The organism is Bariatricus sp. SGI.154 (assembly GCF_050313795.1).
In the GTDB taxonomy this organism is placed as follows: Bacteria; Bacillota; Clostridia; order Lachnospirales; family Lachnospiraceae; genus CAMBRQ01.
Window position 1 is genome coordinate 1 of sequence record NZ_JBNPMC010000031.1, and the last position, 18,777, is coordinate 18,777.

The 18,777-nt window shown below is 43.9% G+C and carries 15 protein-coding genes; 10 read left to right on the forward strand and 5 right to left on the reverse strand.

What is annotated here, in order from left to right; genetic code table 11:
- From ACQRBN_RS13010 to ACQRBN_RS13020, 3 genes are all read right to left on the reverse strand, one after another.
- A partial coding sequence (locus tag ACQRBN_RS13010; RefSeq protein ID WP_427739432.1) for a uracil-DNA glycosylase family protein occupies positions 1-495 on the reverse strand: 495 nt, incomplete at its 3' end.
- A gap of 53 nt (positions 496-548) precedes the next feature.
- A complete protein-coding gene (locus ACQRBN_RS13015; RefSeq protein WP_427739433.1) occupies positions 549-1,388 on the reverse strand; it encodes an AraC family transcriptional regulator in 840 nt (279 codons plus the stop codon).
- A 214-nt stretch (positions 1,389-1,602) separates the two neighbouring features.
- Positions 1,603-1,776 (reverse strand): hypothetical protein, encoded by a 174-nt coding sequence (locus tag ACQRBN_RS13020; RefSeq protein WP_427739434.1) that lies wholly within the window; start codon positions 1,774-1,776, stop codon positions 1,603-1,605.
- Between the two features lie 274 nt (positions 1,777-2,050).
- Between ACQRBN_RS13020 and ACQRBN_RS13025 the strand changes: the two genes are divergently transcribed.
- From ACQRBN_RS13025 to ACQRBN_RS13035, 3 genes are all read left to right on the forward strand, one after another.
- Positions 2,051-3,013 (forward strand): alpha/beta hydrolase, encoded by a 963-nt coding sequence (locus tag ACQRBN_RS13025; protein ID WP_427739435.1) that lies wholly within the window; start codon positions 2,051-2,053, stop codon positions 3,011-3,013.
- Between the two features lie 23 nt (positions 3,014-3,036).
- Entirely contained in the window at positions 3,037-3,882 is an 846-nt protein-coding gene (locus ACQRBN_RS13030) for an MBL fold metallo-hydrolase (protein WP_427739436.1), read from the forward strand.
- Between the two features lie 63 nt (positions 3,883-3,945).
- Complete coding sequence (locus ACQRBN_RS13035; RefSeq protein WP_427739437.1) at positions 3,946-6,381, forward strand: family 78 glycoside hydrolase catalytic domain; 2,436 nt, start codon at positions 3,946-3,948, stop codon at positions 6,379-6,381.
- A 129-nt stretch (positions 6,382-6,510) separates the two neighbouring features.
- Here ACQRBN_RS13035 and ACQRBN_RS13040 read toward each other — a convergent pair whose 3' ends face one another.
- A complete protein-coding gene (locus ACQRBN_RS13040) occupies positions 6,511-8,784 on the reverse strand; it encodes a glycoside hydrolase family 3 C-terminal domain-containing protein (RefSeq protein ID WP_427739438.1) in 2,274 nt (757 codons plus the stop codon).
- 136 nt (positions 8,785-8,920) lie between these two features.
- Between ACQRBN_RS13040 and ACQRBN_RS13045 the strand changes: the two genes are divergently transcribed.
- The 7 genes from ACQRBN_RS13045 to ACQRBN_RS13075 all read left to right on the forward strand — a co-directional run bounded on the left by ACQRBN_RS13045 (position 8,921) and on the right by ACQRBN_RS13075 (position 17,470).
- Positions 8,921-9,661 (forward strand): helix-turn-helix domain-containing protein, encoded by a 741-nt coding sequence (locus ACQRBN_RS13045; protein ID WP_427739439.1) that lies wholly within the window; start codon positions 8,921-8,923, stop codon positions 9,659-9,661.
- Positions 9,662-9,834: 173 nt separating this feature from the next.
- Complete coding sequence (locus ACQRBN_RS13050) at positions 9,835-11,517, forward strand: trehalase family glycosidase (RefSeq protein ID WP_427739440.1); 1,683 nt, start codon at positions 9,835-9,837, stop codon at positions 11,515-11,517.
- A 6-nt stretch (positions 11,518-11,523) separates the two neighbouring features.
- Positions 11,524-11,766: a hypothetical protein gene (locus ACQRBN_RS13055; RefSeq protein ID WP_427739441.1), complete on the forward strand. Its 243-nt coding sequence runs from the start codon at positions 11,524-11,526 to the stop codon at positions 11,764-11,766.
- 1 nt (position 11,767) lies between these two features.
- Entirely contained in the window at positions 11,768-14,140 is a 2,373-nt protein-coding gene (locus ACQRBN_RS13060; RefSeq protein ID WP_427739442.1) for a glycoside hydrolase family 2 TIM barrel-domain containing protein, read from the forward strand.
- Between the two features lie 56 nt (positions 14,141-14,196).
- Positions 14,197-16,761 (forward strand): family 78 glycoside hydrolase catalytic domain, encoded by a 2,565-nt coding sequence (locus ACQRBN_RS13065; protein ID WP_427739443.1) that lies wholly within the window; start codon positions 14,197-14,199, stop codon positions 16,759-16,761.
- A 137-nt stretch (positions 16,762-16,898) separates the two neighbouring features.
- Entirely contained in the window at positions 16,899-17,192 is a 294-nt protein-coding gene (locus ACQRBN_RS13070) for a type II toxin-antitoxin system RelB/DinJ family antitoxin (RefSeq protein WP_427739444.1), read from the forward strand.
- The gene (locus ACQRBN_RS13075) at positions 17,192-17,470 is read left to right on the forward strand and encodes a type II toxin-antitoxin system YafQ family toxin (protein WP_427739445.1); all 279 of its coding nucleotides are present in this window, start codon (positions 17,192-17,194) and stop codon (positions 17,468-17,470) included. Before ACQRBN_RS13070 ends, ACQRBN_RS13075 begins: the two co-directional genes overlap by 1 nt.
- Positions 17,471-17,502: 32 nt before the next feature.
- On the opposite strand, the gene ACQRBN_RS13080 is transcribed toward ACQRBN_RS13075, so the two are convergent.
- Positions 17,503-18,570, reverse strand: coding sequence for a MerR family transcriptional regulator (locus ACQRBN_RS13080; protein WP_427739447.1), 1,068 nt, complete (start codon positions 18,568-18,570; stop codon positions 17,503-17,505).
- Positions 18,571-18,777 lie beyond the last annotated feature (207 nt).

The following is an 18,777-nucleotide window of genomic DNA, read 5'->3' on the forward strand; positions in this document are numbered from 1 at the left end:
TTTCTTCCCGTTGATCTTAAGATCCTGGAATACCAGATCTGTCAACTTTTCACCCGGGAAGAAATAAGCAGCAGCATACCCACCAATAAGAATATAGATCTCATTTCGCACCAATGCAAGTTCCTGTACCAGCCACTTATCGGCACAGCATTTCGGCGGTCGCCTGTCACCACCACCTGAAGCCTTCCCCGGATAGCAGTGTGCTACAGATACAATATAGAAATTATCCGGATGATAGAAAGTCTCATCAGAAATCTGATACCATTCTGAACGCAGACGTTTTCCGCTTGCATCATTGAAAGGCTTTCCCGTATTATGAACACTGCGAGAAGGTGCCTGGCTGATCTGCATGATCTTGGCATTAAGATTGCCGAATAGAATCGGGTGCGGTTCAAAACCAAAATCTTTCTGGCAATAGCGGCATGCGGATATCTGTTCTTGAAGATTCTGGAATTTACGAAAGTCTGCTTCTGGAACAATACTATTGTATGACATGATAATTCTCCTTTTAGTTGCTAAAGCATCTGGAGGAAACCGTAGTCCGCTTTTTACGATGGTTTCCGGATTGCAGAAGGCGTACACCCATACAATTTTTTAAAACTGCGATTGAACAACTTCTGATTTGTAATCCCATTTGCTTCCATAATCTCGGTAATCGGTGCGTCTGTAGTAATAAGATCCTGATACACGTGGGTCAATCGGATCTCATTCAAATAATTTAAAAAAGAGAGTCCCATATTTTTTTTAAAGAAACGGCAAAAGTATTCCTTCCCAAGTCCCAGTTCTTCCGAGATGTCAGATAAGGAGATTGGCTCCCGAAAATGCTCTTCCACATAGGTGATGATCTGGCGGATGCGTTCTCGTGTGAGAGCATCACTGGCATCTAACTGTGGAGCAGTATTGGTAGAGAAGTGTCGAATCAGATGTGCCAGAATCTGAAGTACGATTCCCTCAGCCTCCAGTTGGAACGCGGCAGCATCTTCGATATAGATACGGGTCAAGGTTTCCAGCATTTTACAGATCTCAAGATAGAATGGAAAATCTTCATCAGCAATCTCTTCTGGTTTGCAATGGATCTGATATAGTTCAATATCGGGCATGTATTGCTGCATGTGCTTTTTGGAGAGATGTATACAGAGGAACATGCTGGGGGAGTTATAGGAGTAGGTACTGTGTACTTCGCAGGATTCCACTACCATCAGTTGTTTCACGGGAAGATCATATTTTTTTCCTTCAATATTAATATCGACAGCACCGTTCAATGGATAGAGAAGTTCTAATTCTTCATGCCAGTGGAGAGGATGATACCCTCCCGGTACTGTCTGATAGGACAGAATGATGCCGGAATTACCGATTTCCTTAATGGATTCATAATAGGCTTTGCTCATAGAATGTCTCCTTTTTCAGAATGCATACTTCCATTTAGCTGCTAAGTAAAATAATTCTCATAGATTATAAGATATATTGTCCAGAAAGAAAATAAAAAAATCAAATAATTATCAAATCATATACGAAAGAATTATGTGAACGGGTATGGACTCTTCATTTTGTGAACTCTTTTATCCGTTGGTTATTATTTTCATCCATCCGCTTGTATCCATATTATTCTGTCAATGCTTTGTAAAGTGGGTACACGTTGGCTGAACCGTTCATAGAAAGTAAACCACAGATGATACTTGCTCTTTCTGCTTTGGATAGATTCATGAACTTATCCCAAAGGGACTCCTTTTTGTTTGTATTGCGATATACGTTAGTTCTTAATACTGCTGTTGCCATAATTAATCTCTCCTTTTCATGTTTGTTGAATGATTTGTTATCTTGTTTACGTGTATTATAATACTGCTTTTGAATGCCTCGAACTAGATGTATATTTGACTTGTTTTAAGGCGATATTGACTTTTGAATCGTCGAAGTATTTGGGAGGACTGCTAGTAGCGGTCCTGCAAGCAAGATGTTAAAAAATGTCGGATAATCAAAAAATAGTGGTGTGGTTTTAGAAAAATAGTTTATATACAATAATGATATCGTATATAAAAAGGAGTGGTTTTTCATGAAAACAGAAGTGATTAAGTTATATGAGAACAGAGAAGATGTAACATTGACCACCTATATTCTCCAGGATTCGCCGGAACTGCTTGCGGGAAAGATGCGTCCGGCTATTATCATTTGTCCGGGCGGAGGATATTTTAATTGTTCAGACCGGGAGGCAGAACCGGTTGCGATTCGATTTGCGGCTATGGGGTATCATGCTTTTGTATTGCGCTATTCGACTTATTGCGAAGGAAGTGGAAGATTCCCGGATATTATGAAGGGGATTGAGGAGAATGTGAACAGCCAATATCCTAATGCCATGCGTGAGATTGGAAAACCTATGTTGATTCTTCGGGAACATGCCAAGGAGTGGATGGTAGATACAAAGCGGATTGCCGTATGTGGATTCTCGGCAGGAGCACATAATGCTTCAATGTATGCGGTTAATTGGCAGGAAGACGTGATTAGTGAGTATTTTCAGGAAGAGAAAGAGAATTTCCGTCCGGCAGCAGCTATCCTGGGTTATACATTGAGCGATTATGTTTATATGAGGGATGTAATGGAAGAGTATACACCAATGGATAAGGCATTTTTTGCTGCGTCTGTTAAGGCGTATCTTGGGGAGGAAGTTCCAGGCGAAGAGATGCTTGACAAAGTAAGTCCGGCAAGACATGTGACAGAATACATGCCGCCAACTTTCCTATGGGCGACATCAGAAGATACATTGGTACCAGTGCAGCATTCCATCCGTATGTCCCATGCCCTTGCAGAGAAGAAGATTCCGTTTGAATTACATATTTTTGAAGAAGGTCCTCATGGACTGTCGCTTTCTACACAGGCTTCGGCAGAGGCAAGAAGCCTGATCTATCCGGATGCGGCTAAGTGGAGTGAGCTTGCAGGATGCTGGCTGGAGAAAAGATTCGCATTGCCGCTCCCTGAGAAATCTTCTTTTGAAGAATTGCTGGAACAGGGACAGATTTAATTAATATGCGAGGAGGAAGTAAGATGTATTATCAAGTTGAGAAAATGAATGGCTATTACAGAATAGGAAGCCCGGAGTCAGTGTATTGCTATCTGATTGTGGGAACTGAAAAAGCAATGTTGATTGATACCGGCTATTGTTATGGGAATCTAAGAGAAACAGTACGGCAGGTGACTGAGAAACCATTGATTATTATTAATACACATGGACACTGCGATCATGCCGGAGGGAATGCGCAATTTAATGAGTATTGCTATATTCATGAAAAAGATGTGGAATTATGTAAAGAGCATACAGGACGGAAGATGCGTATGGATAACGTAAAAAGAGCCAGACATAGCATTCACTATGAGACTGGGGAAGAATACAATGCATTACCGGAAGGGTTCGATATGGAAAAGTATTGTCAGATGGATACGGGGAAACTTCTGAGTACGAAAGAAGGAGATGTGTTTGAACTTGGCGGCGCTTCCATCAGCGTCTATGAGACTCCCGGACATACAAAAGGCAGTATTTCATTGCTGTATCAGGAGAAAAATATTATGTTTGTTGGCGATGCTACAGGAACGTTCGTATGGCTGTTCTCATACGAAGCAACAGATCTGAAAGAGTATATCAGAACCGTGAAGAAGATGTACGGCTTAAATGCAGAGGAATATATTGGCGGTCATAATCCGGTTCCGATGCATAAAGATGACCTAAAACGATATATCCAGGCGGCACAGGAAGCAGATTATTCCAAAGGTGAGCCTTTCGAGTGTTTTTTTTCAAATGAATGCAAGCCGAGAGTCTGCGCGTTAGACGGAATGACAATGGCGGATATGTTTCGACCAGAGTATGCGGCTGTGGTAATTAGTGAAGAAAAGTAAAAAGAACTGATATATTGGTATAAGAATTGCGATTAAGGAGGAAAATATAAGGGAGATGAGATCATGAATACAACACTGGGCAGTTGGATTACGAACCGGACTGCCGTACCATTTTATGCAAGAAGAAAATTCTGCATAGAGAAGAAAGTAAGAAGAGCTGAGGCAAGAGTCTGTGGACTAGGGCAATTCATTTTTTATGTCAACGGAAAGAAAGTGGATGACCATGAATTAGATCCTGGCTGGACAAATTACCGGAAGATAATCCAGTATGTGACCTTTGATGTAACCGAGTATCTGCAGATGGGGGATAATGTGCTGGGAGCAGAAGTAGGGAACGGGTGGTTCATTAAGATGGATGAGCATTATACATTCTCATTTCCGGAATTCATGCCGCCGAATCCGAATCCGTATAAGCCTTTTGGAAAATATCTGGTTCTTGCGTTGGAACTTGCAATTACATATGAAGATGGAACTATGGAGACGATTCAGGCAGATGATGCCTTTGAAGTAAAGCAGCATCCGGTAGTGATGAGTAATGTATATGGTTCGGAGACGATTGACGGGAGGCTCATTCAGGAAGGATGGAATACGGCGGATTATGACGCGTCTGATTGGGAGAAGGCTGTTATTCTGGAAGAAAGAGAAATACCGAAGGGAAAACTCATGGAGCAGTTTCAGCCTGCCGTGAAAGTTATACGGACATATGATGGAAGAGATCTTGGAGGAATTCCAAAATATGAGAAAAGTACGGATGCACAGAGAAGAAGGAAAGAGGAATCCTGCGGTATAACAAGACGGGAAATCTTTGATTTGGGACAGAATATGTCTGGAATACTAGAGTTTGAAGTCCGGGGAAAAACCGGAGATATGATAAAACTGTATCCTGCAGAGAAATTAGGACCGGATGGAGATGTCGATCAGATGGCAAAAGGCTGGGTGAATCTGGATTCCTGCATTACATATATCATCGGGAAAGATGATGTGTGGGAGACATGCCGGATGAAATTCACCTATTTTGCGGGAAGATATGTAGCGGTGGAGAAAGTCTATGCCGGGAATTCTGATGGAAAAGAATATAAAGCAGATGATAATGAAGATCAGAAAGATTCACTGGGCAGCCATATCGCTGCAAGGATTGAATTCCGGCGATTGCGGGCGCACGCAATCAGCAGCGCATGGAAGACGGATGGCTCTTTTTCTTGTGATGACAAGCGGTATGAACAGATATACGATATGATTGAAAAAACGGTAGAGGCAAATATGCTGAGCATCCACACGGACTGTCCGACAATTGAGCGTTTTGCCTGGCAGGAGCCGAACCATCTGATGGCGCCTTCCATATTCTATATGAAGGATGGCAGAAAACTGTGGGAGAAGTTCCTGTTGGATATGCGGGTGGACCAGCATACGGCAGGCGATTACTTCTTTGACTTTGCGGGAAATAAAGTCTATCCGGGAGATGGGCTGATGCCGTCGCAGTGCCCTTGTTATATACCGAATGTTCTTCCGGTGCCTGGAATGGGAAGTTTCTATGATATCATTCCCTGGGGCAGCACCTGTATCCTGGGAACCTGGTGGCATTATTGGTTCTATGGGGATGTACAGATTATAAAGGATAACTATGAAGCAGGGATGCGGTATCTGAAGCATCTGAAGACAAAGGTGAATGAAGAGGGATTTATCAATCATGGACTGGGTGACTGGGGGAATCCAAGGAATGAACTGGCAAGAGAGAACATAGAAACGGCATTTTTATATGCGGATGCAATCACCTTGGCTAAGTTCGCAAAGATATTGGGAAGAGTTCATGAACAGGAAGAATTGGAAATTTACGCAGAGAGCGTGAAGAAGAATTATAATGAAAAACTGTTTGTATGGAACGCTGACCAGGGATTTTGGTGCTACCGCGCATGGGATCATGCGGATGAGACATTCATGACACAGGCCTGCGAAGCACTGCCTCTTTACTGGGGAATGGTGCCAGAAGAAAAATACGAAAGCGTGGCAAATGCTTTTGCATATACGCTGGAACGTGAAGGCGCATTTATCAGTGGAGAGGTAGGGCTTCCGTATATCATCCAGACCGCGCGTAAGAATGGAATGAACGATGTGATTGCCAGATTCATATTAAGGAAAGAACATCCGAGTTACTATTCGTTTATTCTGGACGGAGAGACCACCCTGGGAGAATATTGGGAGACCAATCCGAGAAGCCATTGCCATGATATGATGGGGCATATTATTGAGTGGTATTATAATGGAATTGCCGGAATTGTGCCGGAGGAAGCCGGATTCGAAAAAGTGGTCATATGTCCGTATCTGCCGGAGGGCATGAGAGAATTCACATGCAGTTACAGATCCGTGAAGGGTGAGATTAGGGTGCATGTGAAAGAAGAGGATGACAGAATCATATTAGAAGTGAAAGTGCCGGAGGGTGTGAGGTATAGAGTTGATGTGGCAAATCTTGGGATAAAAGGAAAAGAAGTGATGGTTATATAACCTTTCCGTATATTTTCAGTTACGATCTGATTGTATGTACCAGACGGAGAACCGCATGTGTTTGACGTCATATTTTAATATAGGGAACTGACCACTGGAAATATCAGTGGCTCAGTTCCTTCCTGATTTTTAATGCTGATTCATCTCGTTTAAAAGATTCTCAAGTTCTTCTCTGCCAAGCAGTCCAAAAGTCACAACATTTCGAAGCGGCATAGATGCCACCATCGCGTTATTCATTTCATCGCTGATTGCTTCTTTTGCGCTTGAAGATTCCTCTTCGTCAGAAATTGCCGGAGCGCCGAAGAAGGTATCCATACGCTTCTTGAATTCCAATCCCAGTGCTTTGGTGCGCTCATCAGAAAGCAGTTCTCCCAGAGTTGTGTTGGCATGTACATTCAGCGGCAATACCTTTCTGGTGGTCAGGTGTACCTGCTCTGTCAAGCGTACATCCTGTGAGGAAGCGGCAATCAGAATCTCATAATCGCCGGATGCCGCATACCAGTCGCTTAATCTAGTGTTATACCAGGCAAAACTTCTGTAATCAAGGGTGAAAGAAACGGTCTTCGTTTCACCCGGCTTCAGAGATACTTTATCGTAACCCTTTAGTTCTTTTAACGGACGGCGTACAGTTCCGGTCAGATCACGGACATATAACTGGACAATCTCTTTTCCCTCTCTGTCTCCTGTATTGGTTACATCTGCAGATACGGTAATCGTATCGGCATCAGACAGTTCTTTTTGGCTGATTCGCAGATTACTGTATGCGAATGTAGTATAAGAAAGTCCATAACCGAATGGAAATGCTACCGGCATCTCTTTCGTATCGTAATAGCGGTATCCGACGAAGATCCCCTCGCTGTACTCCACATCTTCTCCGTCTCCAAATGATAAGTAGGACGGATTGTCAGACAGTTTATAAGGAATGGTCTCTGCAAGTTTTCCCGATGGATTGACCTTGCCAAAGAGAATATCTGCCAGCGCTTCTCCAACTGCCTGTCCGCCAAGATATGCTTCCAGGAGTCCTTTTACTTTAGAAAGCCACGGCATTTCAACCGGAGAACCATTGTGAAGCACAACGATTACCTGAGATTGTACAGCAAGAATCTCATCGATCAGGCGGTTCTGACAATCAGGAAGCCGCATATGGGTCCGGTCATAACCTTCAGATTCAAAACTGTCCGGAAGTCCGGCAAAGATGACCACTTTGTCTGCATTCTTGGCTGCTTCGATTGCTTCGCCTGCCAGATCTTCATCATAGATATCGCTATCTGCTTGGAAACCTTTTACATAAGTTACGTTCGTCTTTTCTGTAATCGAATCCAGGATGCTGCTGACACGGTAACTGTTGATATGGGAACTTCCGCCGCCTTGATAGCGTGGCTTTGCGGCAAATTCACCGATGAATACGATCTTTTCTTCATCGTTCAGAGGAAGTATAGAATCGTTTTTCAAGAGAACCATGGATTCCTCTGCAATCTGTTTGGCTAATGCATGATCTGCCTCCAGTGTGAATTCCTGGTCTTCACGGTGATCTGTATATGTGAAGATAATTTTCAGCATACGTTCCACTGCCTGATCAAGGACTGCCTCGTCCAGAGTGCCATTTTGTACGGCAGAGACGATTTCACGGTCATTGATGCCGCCGGAAGAAGGCATCTCAAGTTCCAGACCGGCTTTCAGACCTGCAACACGGTCATTAACAGCGCCCCAGTCAGACATGACATAGCCTTCGAATCCCCACTCATCCCGAAGAACATCGGTCAAGAGCCATGGATTCTCAGAGGCGAAGGTGCCATTTATCTTATTGTAAGAGCACATCACGGTGTATGGCTGGGATTTTTTTACGGCTGTCTCAAAGGCAGAAAGGTAGATCTCCCTGAGCGTACGCTCGTCTGCGTTGGAAGAGCAGCTCATACGGTTGAATTCCTGATTATTTGCGGCAAAATGTTTGATGGAGGTTCCTACATGATGTGCCTGGACACCATTGATGAACGCGGCAGCAGTTTCGCCGGCAAGGTAAGGATCTTCCGAGTAATATTCAAAGTTCCGTCCGCATAATGGGGAACGCTTGATGTTGACTGCCGGTCCGAGGACAACGGACAGATCGTTAGCCTGTGCTTCTTTGCCGATGGCATCTCCGAAGGTATGCATCAGTTCCCGGTCAAAAGAGCAGGCGCTTAGGACTGCCGGAGGAAAGCAGACTGCTTTGATACTGTCATTGATTCCCAGATGATCAGCTGCTTCGTCCTGTTTTCGTAATCCATGAGGGCCATCGCTCACCATGACGCTTGGGATTCCAAGCCGTTCCACTCCTTTCAGATGCCAGAAGTCAAGACCGGAACACATACCGGCTTTTTCTTCCAGTGTCATCTGGCTGACCAGTTTTTTCAGATTTCGTTCCATATTTCATATCTCCTTTTGCTTATGATTCTATCTAACAAAGAATTTATCACGATTACAGTAGTAGAATATAGTAAAATCTTGCGAATAATGATAAAATCTTGTCATATAAAGAAAGGGTAGATGAGAACGGATGAAGATGAATAAGGATTTTTTGGAAATTTATAGGGAAAGCAGTCTGTTTGAAAGAAGAGAGCAGGTTCAGCCACATATGTCGTATGCACATGAGAAGGAGCGGCACCGGGTAATCAAAGAAGGACGGATTGATTTGTTGGATTCGGCGCTTCAGATTCCGCCGGATGGGACGGCGGGAATCCTGTCGAAAGATGCTTTGCGCAATCAGAAGAATATGTTGATTGCTGCGATTACGATGTTTACACGTTCTGCGATGGATGGTGGGCTGCCGGAAGAACTGGCATATGCTATGAGTGACAGTTATATTCTGATGGGGGAAGAGTGTTCTACAGTAGAAGAGATAGACAGGCTCTATAACCATGCGTTTCGGGAATTCACCTACGCAGTTGCCAGGAAAGGAAACCGGCATTACAGGGCAGCGATAGATAGTGCGATCCATTATATTGCGATTCATCTTCATGAAAAGATTACGTTGGAGATGGTGGCTGATGCAGTTGGAATGAGTCCCTGCCATCTGTCAAGGGTGTTTCGGCAGGAGACAGGCATATCGATGGTGGACTTTGTACAGCAGGAAAGGATTGAGGCAGCAAAACATATGCTCATCTATTCGGATGCTACTTTGTCCGCAATCAGTCAGTATCTTTATTTTTCAACACAGAGTTATTTTATCCGTATTTTTAAAAAACATGTCGGAATGACACCGGGACAGTACCGCCAGTCTTATCGTGAAAACGGTGAATGGTAGAGAAAAGGGAGATGCAGTTGTATAGGGAATATGTACCGGTCGGTATATTATCGTAAAATATGTCGGATTTGTGTGAAAAATAGCATGTGACGTTTATAGGAAACAGAAGTTAAACTAGAAACAGAGAGACGTTGAGAAAAGCAATACGATAATATGGCAGGAAGGTGGAGGGAATGATAGAAAGAAACTACTGGATCTGGTACCCTGGGGATTTTGAATTGTATCATGCGATGAAGCAGAATTTTAGCCGTATTGAGCGGGGAATCGGGTGGCCGGCATTCTGGAAGAGTGAGGGATTCCGCAACAGGGTTGTGTTCCGAAGAAACTATCAATTAGAAAAGGAGACGGTATTTTCCGTCTATTCAAAATCAATAGGCTATGTGCTTGTGGGAGACAGGAAGTATCCATTTGGACGGGAGATCATATGCGGTCCCGGAGAAACAGACGTGTCGGTCCATGCGGCATGTATTGAGAAGTTCCCAAGTATTTATATTGCAGGAGACGTTATCTGTTCAGATAGCGGATGGATGGTGGAAGATTATGACCAGCCGGCAGTTCCGGTGGGTTATAGCAAATATTTTACGAGGAAAGAGCAAGACCCTTCTGTCTGGGATTATACGGAGAAGATTTATCTGCCGATCCGTATAGAAGAAGTGAATGATGGCATACTCTGTGAGTTTGAGACAGAACTGACGGCGCAGATTAAAGTGACCGGACAGATACATAAAAAACAGGAGGAAACTGGGCAGAGGGATACATATCCAATGCGGATTTACTGTGGGGAATCCAGGGAAGAGGCTTTGAATCAGGAATACTGTTATTATAGTTGGGAGATAGATCCGCATACAAAGTGCAGTCCAAGATGCGCAGTGCGGTATGTATTTATCCCGGAGTGCAAAAAAAGTGAGGTACAAGTCCTGGCGATCCACAAGTATGTGGATATTCCGGTAAAAGCATCTTTTACTTGTGGCGATGAGTTGCTGAATCAGATATGGAAAGTTGCGGAGCATACATTCAGGCTTTGCAGCGGCATCTTCTTTATTGATGGAATTAAAAGAGATCGATGGATCTGGAGCGGAGATGCTTATCAGAGCCTTTTTGTAAATCAGTATCTGATGGCAGACCCGGATATTAACCGCAGAACCTTGCTGGCGCTTCGTGGAAATGATCCGATGACTACTCATATCAATACGATTGTGGATTATTCGTTATTCTGGATTCTGGGCGTGAAGGCTCATTATGAGGCATATGCGGATGAAGAATTTTTAAAACAGGTATATCCGAAGATGCTTTCGCTTATGAATTTTTGCGAAGAGCAGCTGGATGAGCATGGGTTCCTGATTGGGCGTAAGCAGGATTGGATCTATATTGACTGGGCGGATCTGGATAAAGAAGGACCACTCGCCGCAGAGCAGATGCTGCTTGCGGCATGCTATAAGGCTATGGAGGAAATGGGCAAGGTTCCGGAGTGTTCTGGGGAAGGATATAAAGGGAAATATGAGAAACTTGTAAGAAAGATTGATCAATACTATTGGGATGAAGAAAAGTCTGCTTATATAGATTCATTTGTTTCGGGAAAGCGGCAGGTGACAAGGCATGCGAATATATTTGCGATCTTATATGGAATCGCAGATGATAAGCGCCAGGAGCAGATTGTAGGGCATGTATTATTAAATGATGAGATTCCGGCAATTACGACGCCTTATTTTAAGTTTTATGAATTGGATGTCTTATGCCGGATGGGCAGGCTTTCCGAGGCGTTCAATCAGATCAAGTCATACTGGGGCGGCATGCTTAGGAAAGGAGCAGTCACATTCTGGGAAGAATATGATCCGAATGTGCCGGAGGAAGAGTAGTATGATATGTACGGCGATAGATTTGGCAAGAGTCTGTGCCATGCATGGGCGGCAAGTCCTGTCTATCTGCTGGGGAAATATTTTGCCGGTGTTCAAAGTCTCAGTCCGGGAGGAGCGCAGTATGAGGTGAAGCCACGGATGGAGTTCTTACAAGAACTGGAGTGTACATTGCCGATAGGCGAAGATAGGTGTATACGCATTCGGGGAGATGCCAACGAAGTTAAGATAGAAGAAATGATGGAGGTATAAGATGGAAAAGGTAAGATTTAATGATGGATGGAAGGTGTGGAAGGATCTGGACCCGTTTGAACTGGTATTCCGTGTGCCCGATGAGGCAGTGGAGGTGCAGCTGCCTCATGATGCCATGTTCCATGAAGAGCAGAAGCAAGGTGCGGTAAATGGAGGATTTACCGGTAATATTGATGCGGGAGAATATAAGTATTATAAGCAGTTCTTTGTACCGGAAGACTATCACGGTGGTCATGTAATGCTGCAGTTTGAAGGAATCTACCGCAATGCCAGCGTGTTCGTCAATCAGTCGAAGGTGGGCGAAAGTGCATATGGATATACGGATTTTACCGTGGAGATCGGAGATTATCTGAAATATGGTGAACAGAATGATGTCCTGGTGGCGGTAAAATGTGGCACCAGAAGCAGCCGCTGGTATAGTGGTGCCGGAATCTATCGTGATGTATATCTGATTCACAGCGGCAGTATCTATGTGAAGCCTAATGGACTGCGTATGACAACGCTGGATGTGGATGCGGACGGCGCACTGGTGTGTGTATCTGCCAGAATACACAATGACAGCCTGATAGCAGACACGGTAACAGCAACTGTGACAATAAAGGATGCAGATGGCAATGTGGCAGTCAGCAATCGTTATCCGGTGAGAATCAGAAGCCGTCAGACATTGGAACTTCGTAAGAATCTGTATCTTGACCATGCAAAATTATGGGATGAAACTGAGCCTAATCTATATACGGTGACGCTTACTATTTCTAATCAGCAGGAAGTGTTAGATGAAACCGAGATCACATCCGGTGTGAGAAAATTGAACCTGGATAGTCGCCACGGACTTCGGGTCAATGGAAGAAGTGTGAAATTACGCGGTGCATGTATCCATCACGACCAGGGAATTCTGGGAAGCGCTGCTTATGACGATTATGAGTACCGCAGGGTAAAACGGCTAAAAGAAGCAGGATTCAATGCCATCCGTTCTGCCCACAACCCAGCATCTCAGGCACTTCTTCGTGCGTGTGATAAGTTAGGGGTCTATGTGATGGATGAATTGGTGGATGTATGGAATAAAAGTAAAGTCAGTTATGATTATTCGATTGATTTTGAGCGAAACTGGGAGAAGGATATCGAACATATGGTAGAGGCTGATTATAATCATCCTTCTGTGATTATGTATTCTACGGGCAATGAGATCTTTGAGATCAGCACAGAGAAAGGCTTAGAAACCAGCTGTATGCTAAGTGATAAGTTCCATGAACTGGATGCAACTCGTTATACAACGAATGGAATCAACGGTGCATTTGCTGCAGGGGATAGTCTGGCTAAGATTGTGGATGATATCACGGATGGACAAGCAGATACCGGAAAAGGTGACGTCAATGTGTTTATGGCAGCATTGGAGACGGATATGCCGGGAATCGTATCACATCCGATACTCGGAGGTATCCTTGAAAAACTGGAAACAACGATGGATATTATCGGATATAATTACATGACCTCAAGATATCTCATGGATGCGGCAAAATACACCGACCGGGTCATGGTTGGAACAGAGACCTATCCAAAGCAGATTGCGGAGAACTGGGACGCGATTACCAGATGTTCAGCCGTGATTGGGGATTTTACCTGGACTGGATGGGATTACCTGGGAGAAGTGACTTCGGTATATCCGGATCTTATGAACACAGGAGGAGACATCTCGATTCTTGGGAATCGCCGCCCGACCTCCTATTATAGAGAGATTGTATTTGGTCTTACGAAGAAGCCGTGTATTGCAGTTCAGAACCCGGCAAGTTATGGGATTCCTCGTAATTTTGGACCTTGGTGCTATACGGATTGTACCTTTAACTATGCTTATGAAGGACAAGAAGGAAAACCGATCATGATTCAGGTGTATGGCGGCGGAGACAGCGTGGAACTGTTCATAAATGGGAGATCGCTTGGGGTACAGCCATGCGGGAAAGAGACAAGTTTTGAGACGCAATACCATACAGTATATGAACCAGGCGAACTGGTGGCAGTTGCCTATGAAGATGGAACAGAGGTTGGACGTATGACTCTTAAGACCGCTGGGAAAGCAGCAAAGATGGCTCTGTCTGCTGAAAAGTATGAGACACTTGCGTTCATAAATGTGGATATTCTGGACGCACAAGGACTTTTGGTGGCAGATTCAACGATTCTGTTGTCAATACAGGTAGAAGGGGCGGCAGAACTTCTTGCATTTGGAGGAGTTAAGGCAATTCACAAGAAAGGATATGAACTTCCTGAGACAACAGCAGGAGAAGGCCATGCATTGGCGATTCTGAAGATGAAAAAAGAAGCAGGGAAGATAACCGTGAAGATAACCGGTGAAGGTATTGAGGGAGCAACGGTTGAGTTATAGAGAACATATATGCAATAACGAGAAAGATACATGATGTTGTCACAAGGAGGCAGAGAATGAAAGTTACAGAGTTGCGTGTCAATCATATTAGAGAACCTAAGGGTTACTGTTATGATCCGGTCTCTTTTTCCTGGAAGGTGGAAGCGGAGAACGGAGAAAAAGAGCAGAAATATGCAAGAATTCTTGTAAAGAAAGGAGCAGAAGTTGTATATGACAGCGGTGAGGATGAACATACGGACAGCCTGGACTATCCGGTGCAGTTTACATTGGAGCCAAGATGCAGATATGACTGGACGGTTATTGTGAAGGCGGACAACGGAGAAGAGGCAGAAGCATCCAGTTCTTTCGAGACAGGAAAACTTAATGAAGAATGGAAAGCGAAGTGGATTACGCCAGGTGAGGGAATCGTCGATGCGGATGCTATGGCAGGATATATTTTGGAAAAAGATGTTGAAGTGCAGGAAGCAGAAGATGCTCGCCTGTATATCTGTGGACTTGGCGTATATGAGTGTTATATTAACGGAAGAAAAGTGGGAGAAGAATATCTGGCTCCGGGATATCATTCTTATGATTTTCACTTGCAGACAAGTGTCTATGATGTAACAGAATATTTAGAATCCGGAAGGAATCATATGGAGATCTGGCTGGGAGAAGGATGGTTCAAGAGCCGTCTTGGATTCGATGGTGGTATCCCGAATCTTTATGGGGATAAGTTATATGCTATTGCAGAATTATATGCTGGCGGTGAACTGTGCGCAGCGACCGGAGAAGGCTGGATGAGCAGAAGATCCCCGATTGTCTTCAGCGGCATCTACGATGGAGAGAACTATGACGCGAGATTGGAAGGGACAGGAGCGAATGAGGAGAAAGATGCAGTTAAAAGATACCCGGCGGTATGTGAAGCACCGGACCGATGTGGGGCATTGACAGAGCGATATCATCTTCCGATTGTGAAAAAAGAATCGTTTAAGCCCATAGAAGTGATTGTATCTCCGAAAGGGGAGACAATCCTGGATTTCGGACAGAATCTGACGGGCTGGACAGAGTTCGAAAGTGACTTGCCAAAAGGATCTCAGATTCGGTTGACCGCTTGTGAGATTCTGCAGGATGGATGCTTCTATCATGAGAACTTAAGACTTGCAAAAACGGAATTTATCTATATTTCAAGTGGAAAGAAAGCACATGTAAGACCGCATTTTACCTTCTATGGATTCCGCTACATGCTGGCAGAGAGAAAAGATGCCGGCGGTGAGTGGAGAGCGCTTGAGAAGGAGTGTGAATCTTATGATTTTACTGCCTGGCATCTGCGTAGTGATTTTGACCAGATTGGATGGATCGTTACAGGAGATGCTAAGGTGAATCAGTTATTCTCCAATGCGCTGTGGGGACAGAAGGATAATTTTCTGGATGTGCCGACGGATTGTCCGCAGCGTGATGAGCGTCTTGGATGGACTGGAGATGCACAGGTCTTTTCTGAGACTGCATGCTATAACATGTATATGCCGGCATTTTACCGGAAATACCTGTGGGATATGCGTGCGGAGCAGAGTATTACAGACGGAGCGGTACCGAATGTAGTGCCTCGAATCAAAGAAGGAATGATTGCGGAATGCGGTAGTTGTCCATGGGCGGATGCGGGAGTCATTATTCCATGGAATGTTTACCTTCATTATGGAAGTAAGACGTTGCTTGCTGAGACCTATCCGGGAATGAAAGCCTGGGTAGATTATGAGAGACGGATAGAGGAGCAGGAGGAAGGCGGACATTTGATCAAGAGTGGCTTTCACTTTGCAGACTGGCTGGCGCTGGATAATGAGCAGCCAGGACCATTTGGCGCAACTGATCCGCTCTATATCGCAAGTGCCTACTATTACCGGGATGCGGATATTATTGCAAGATCTGCCGGGATTCTGGGATATGAAGAGGATGCGGCAGAATATAGGAAGTTAGCAAAAGAGATTAAAGAGGCGATTTTTGCAAAATATTTTGATGAGGACGGATTATGCCTGTGCCATACCCAGACGGGAGCAGCGATTGCGATTATGTTCGGCATTACGGATGGAAAGGCAATCGAAGAAGGAGAGAATCTATCACAAAGAGTTAGTGAGAATCAGAATCATCTGAATACAGGATTTGTAGGAACCACCATTCTGTGTCCGGCACTCACCGAGACCGGTCATCATAAGCAGGCAGTAGACCTGCTGTTAAATGAAGATTATCCAAGTTGGCTCTATAGCGTGAATCTAGGAGCGACCACCATCTGGGAGAGATGGAATTCAGTTTTGCCGGATGGTCATATGAATCCGGAAGGCATGAACAGCCTGAACCATTATAGTTATGGAAGTATTGAGGCATGGATGTATGGATATGTGGCAGGAATCCGTGAACTGGAGCCGGGATTCCGAAAGGCCGTGATCGAGCCGCATCCGGATGAAAGGCTTAGATTTGCAGAGTGTACTCTTGAGACGGCTGCCGGAACTTATCAGTCGAATTGGAGATATGACGAAGCGGGGAAAGTAGCTTATGAGATTGTGGTTCCGTTTGGATGCGAAGGGGAGATTCGTCTGATGGATGGACGGTGGATGAACGTGAAGGCAGGGACATATAAGTTTTATAATTAGATGCTCAGGTTGCGTTTGGTTGCAATTTCTCCGTTATATTGTTATTTATCTACACCTTGATTTTTTGATGTACAATGTATTGACGATGTTAATCCTTTGTGATATATTATGCATAATGAAGATGGGAGGTATATGGGATGGCTAAGACTGCTAATATTAATATTCGTATAGATCCAGAGACGAAATCTAGCGCAGAAGAACTTTTTGCGAGTTTTGGCATTACAATAACGGATGCAATCAATATATTTTTACGTAAATCTCTCATGGAGGGTGGGCTGCCTTTTGAGGTTAAACAGCCGCGGTATAATGTGGAGACAGAAGTGGCTATACGTGAAGCAAAGGCCATTATGGAAGGCCAGATTCAGGCAAAACAGTATTCTTCTGCAAAGGCTTTGTTTGAAGAATTGAATGCGGAAGCAGGTGATAAGTAGTGCTGAAATTGGTAACGACTGGACAATTCCGAAAAGATTATAAGCGTGCCAAAAAGAGAGGATACGATATGTCTTTATTGGAAAAAGTTATTGATACACTCTTAGATGAAAACGTATTGGAAGAACGTTACCGAGATCATGCGTTAGTGGGGAATTATATTGGATTTCGAGAATGTCATATATTACCCGACTGGCTTTTGATTTATGCGATAGACAAAGGAAAGTTGGTGTTGACGGCGGCACGAACGGGAACACATTCAGATTTGTTTGATAAATAGTTACATAGGAAGAATAATAGAAGCCAGGTGCGTTATGCACCTGGCTTTTTAAACCGTTCTTCCTCAGGATACTCTTTCCTTTCAACAAAGTGGTCAATCAACTGATAGATAATGATTAGGAGAAGAGCATAACTGATACATACTTCTTTGGAATAGGAAAACAGTATGCTGCAGCTAACCACTCCGCCACTTACAATCACAAAAAAACCGTTGACTCCTGTGACATGTCTTCGGTCAAAGATGAGACGAAGTTCCAATATATGATAGATGTATCCCCAGGCTGTAATTCCAAATGTTACAAGTATATACGGTAAGAATCCGATATCTTCTTTTACATCAAGGATTAATTGCTCTATAGTAAGTCTAAAGAAACCGGTAATATATACGAACATTCCAAGAGTTGCTAGTACATAACCGATTTTTTGCAGGTATTTTGCTGCTGATGGATGCTTTTCTTTCAAGAAAAAAGAAGGAATCTCGAATACGGTCAGGATCAGCAGGAACAGAATCGGCGTAAAAGCGCCCTTCAAAAAGGCAGTGATTCTGTAGCCTTCAAGAAGAAAAGCAATCGTACCGCAGGCTAAGACCAAAAGTACTGTTTTGAAAATAGACGTCCGTCTGCTGTGCCGCAGGTTTCCCGCACTATCTGTAGCAGTCAGAGTCTGGGTGATATCTTCCTTTTCATATTTTATCAGATCTCCGGTAATATCCAGGAATCGGTATCCGGCTTTTTCCTCTCTATGGATCTCTTCCCAGTAGAATTGTTCATCGAATGTGGACAGGACTTCTTTTCGCTTCTGAATCTGTCTGCATATTTCCAAGGCACCGTTTAATTCTTCAATCTGTTTCTGAAGTTCTGTAATATTTCGCTCGATAGAAACCGGCAGGTCAGTAATCCCATCTAGAAGATCTTCAATCTCTGCCATTGATAATCCGAGTTTTCTAAAGATAATGATTTTTTTAAGAGTTGCAATATCTTCGGCGCTGTAATCCCGATATGCATTTTCGCCTCTTTTGGGGTGAATAAGATTCTGTTTTTCATAAAACCGGATGGTAGCGCGAGGGATACCCAGTTCCATTTCTAATTCTTTAATTGTCATAAGTCCGCCTCCTTATATAATTATTATAGAGGAAGCGTACAGTATAAACCATGTTTACAGTCAATAACTTTCCGGCATATTTTATGAATTTTTGCTGCCAAAGAATCTAAGAGGAACTTTTGGCAGTATGTACTGTATGTTGTCAGGCATCCCGAGGAGAATGCCGGCGGCAGGTTCCACAGGCGGATAGTGGGGTTCTCAGGACAG

Coding starts and splice junctions, on each gene's coding strand:
- ACQRBN_RS13015 (WP_427739433.1), bottom strand. CDS start 1,388: ATGAGCAAAGCCTATTATGAATCCATTAAGGAAATCGGTAATTCCGGC.
- ACQRBN_RS13020 (WP_427739434.1), bottom strand. CDS start 1,776: ATGGCAACAGCAGTATTAAGAACTAACGTATATCGCAATACAAACAAA.
- ACQRBN_RS13025 (WP_427739435.1), top strand. CDS start 2,051: ATGAAAACAGAAGTGATTAAGTTATATGAGAACAGAGAAGATGTAACA.
- ACQRBN_RS13030 (WP_427739436.1), top strand. CDS start 3,037: ATGTATTATCAAGTTGAGAAAATGAATGGCTATTACAGAATAGGAAGC.
- ACQRBN_RS13035 (WP_427739437.1), top strand. CDS start 3,946: ATGAATACAACACTGGGCAGTTGGATTACGAACCGGACTGCCGTACCA.
- ACQRBN_RS13040 (WP_427739438.1), bottom strand. CDS start 8,784: ATGGAACGAAATCTGAAAAAACTGGTCAGCCAGATGACACTGGAAGAA.
- ACQRBN_RS13045 (WP_427739439.1), top strand. CDS start 8,921: ATGAATAAGGATTTTTTGGAAATTTATAGGGAAAGCAGTCTGTTTGAA.
- ACQRBN_RS13050 (WP_427739440.1), top strand. CDS start 9,835: ATGATAGAAAGAAACTACTGGATCTGGTACCCTGGGGATTTTGAATTG.
- ACQRBN_RS13055 (WP_427739441.1), top strand. CDS start 11,524: ATGTACGGCGATAGATTTGGCAAGAGTCTGTGCCATGCATGGGCGGCA.
- ACQRBN_RS13060 (WP_427739442.1), top strand. CDS start 11,768: ATGGAAAAGGTAAGATTTAATGATGGATGGAAGGTGTGGAAGGATCTG.
- ACQRBN_RS13065 (WP_427739443.1), top strand. CDS start 14,197: ATGAAAGTTACAGAGTTGCGTGTCAATCATATTAGAGAACCTAAGGGT.
- ACQRBN_RS13070 (WP_427739444.1), top strand. CDS start 16,899: ATGGCTAAGACTGCTAATATTAATATTCGTATAGATCCAGAGACGAAA.
- ACQRBN_RS13080 (WP_427739447.1), bottom strand. CDS start 18,570: ATGACAATTAAAGAATTAGAAATGGAACTGGGTATCCCTCGCGCTACC.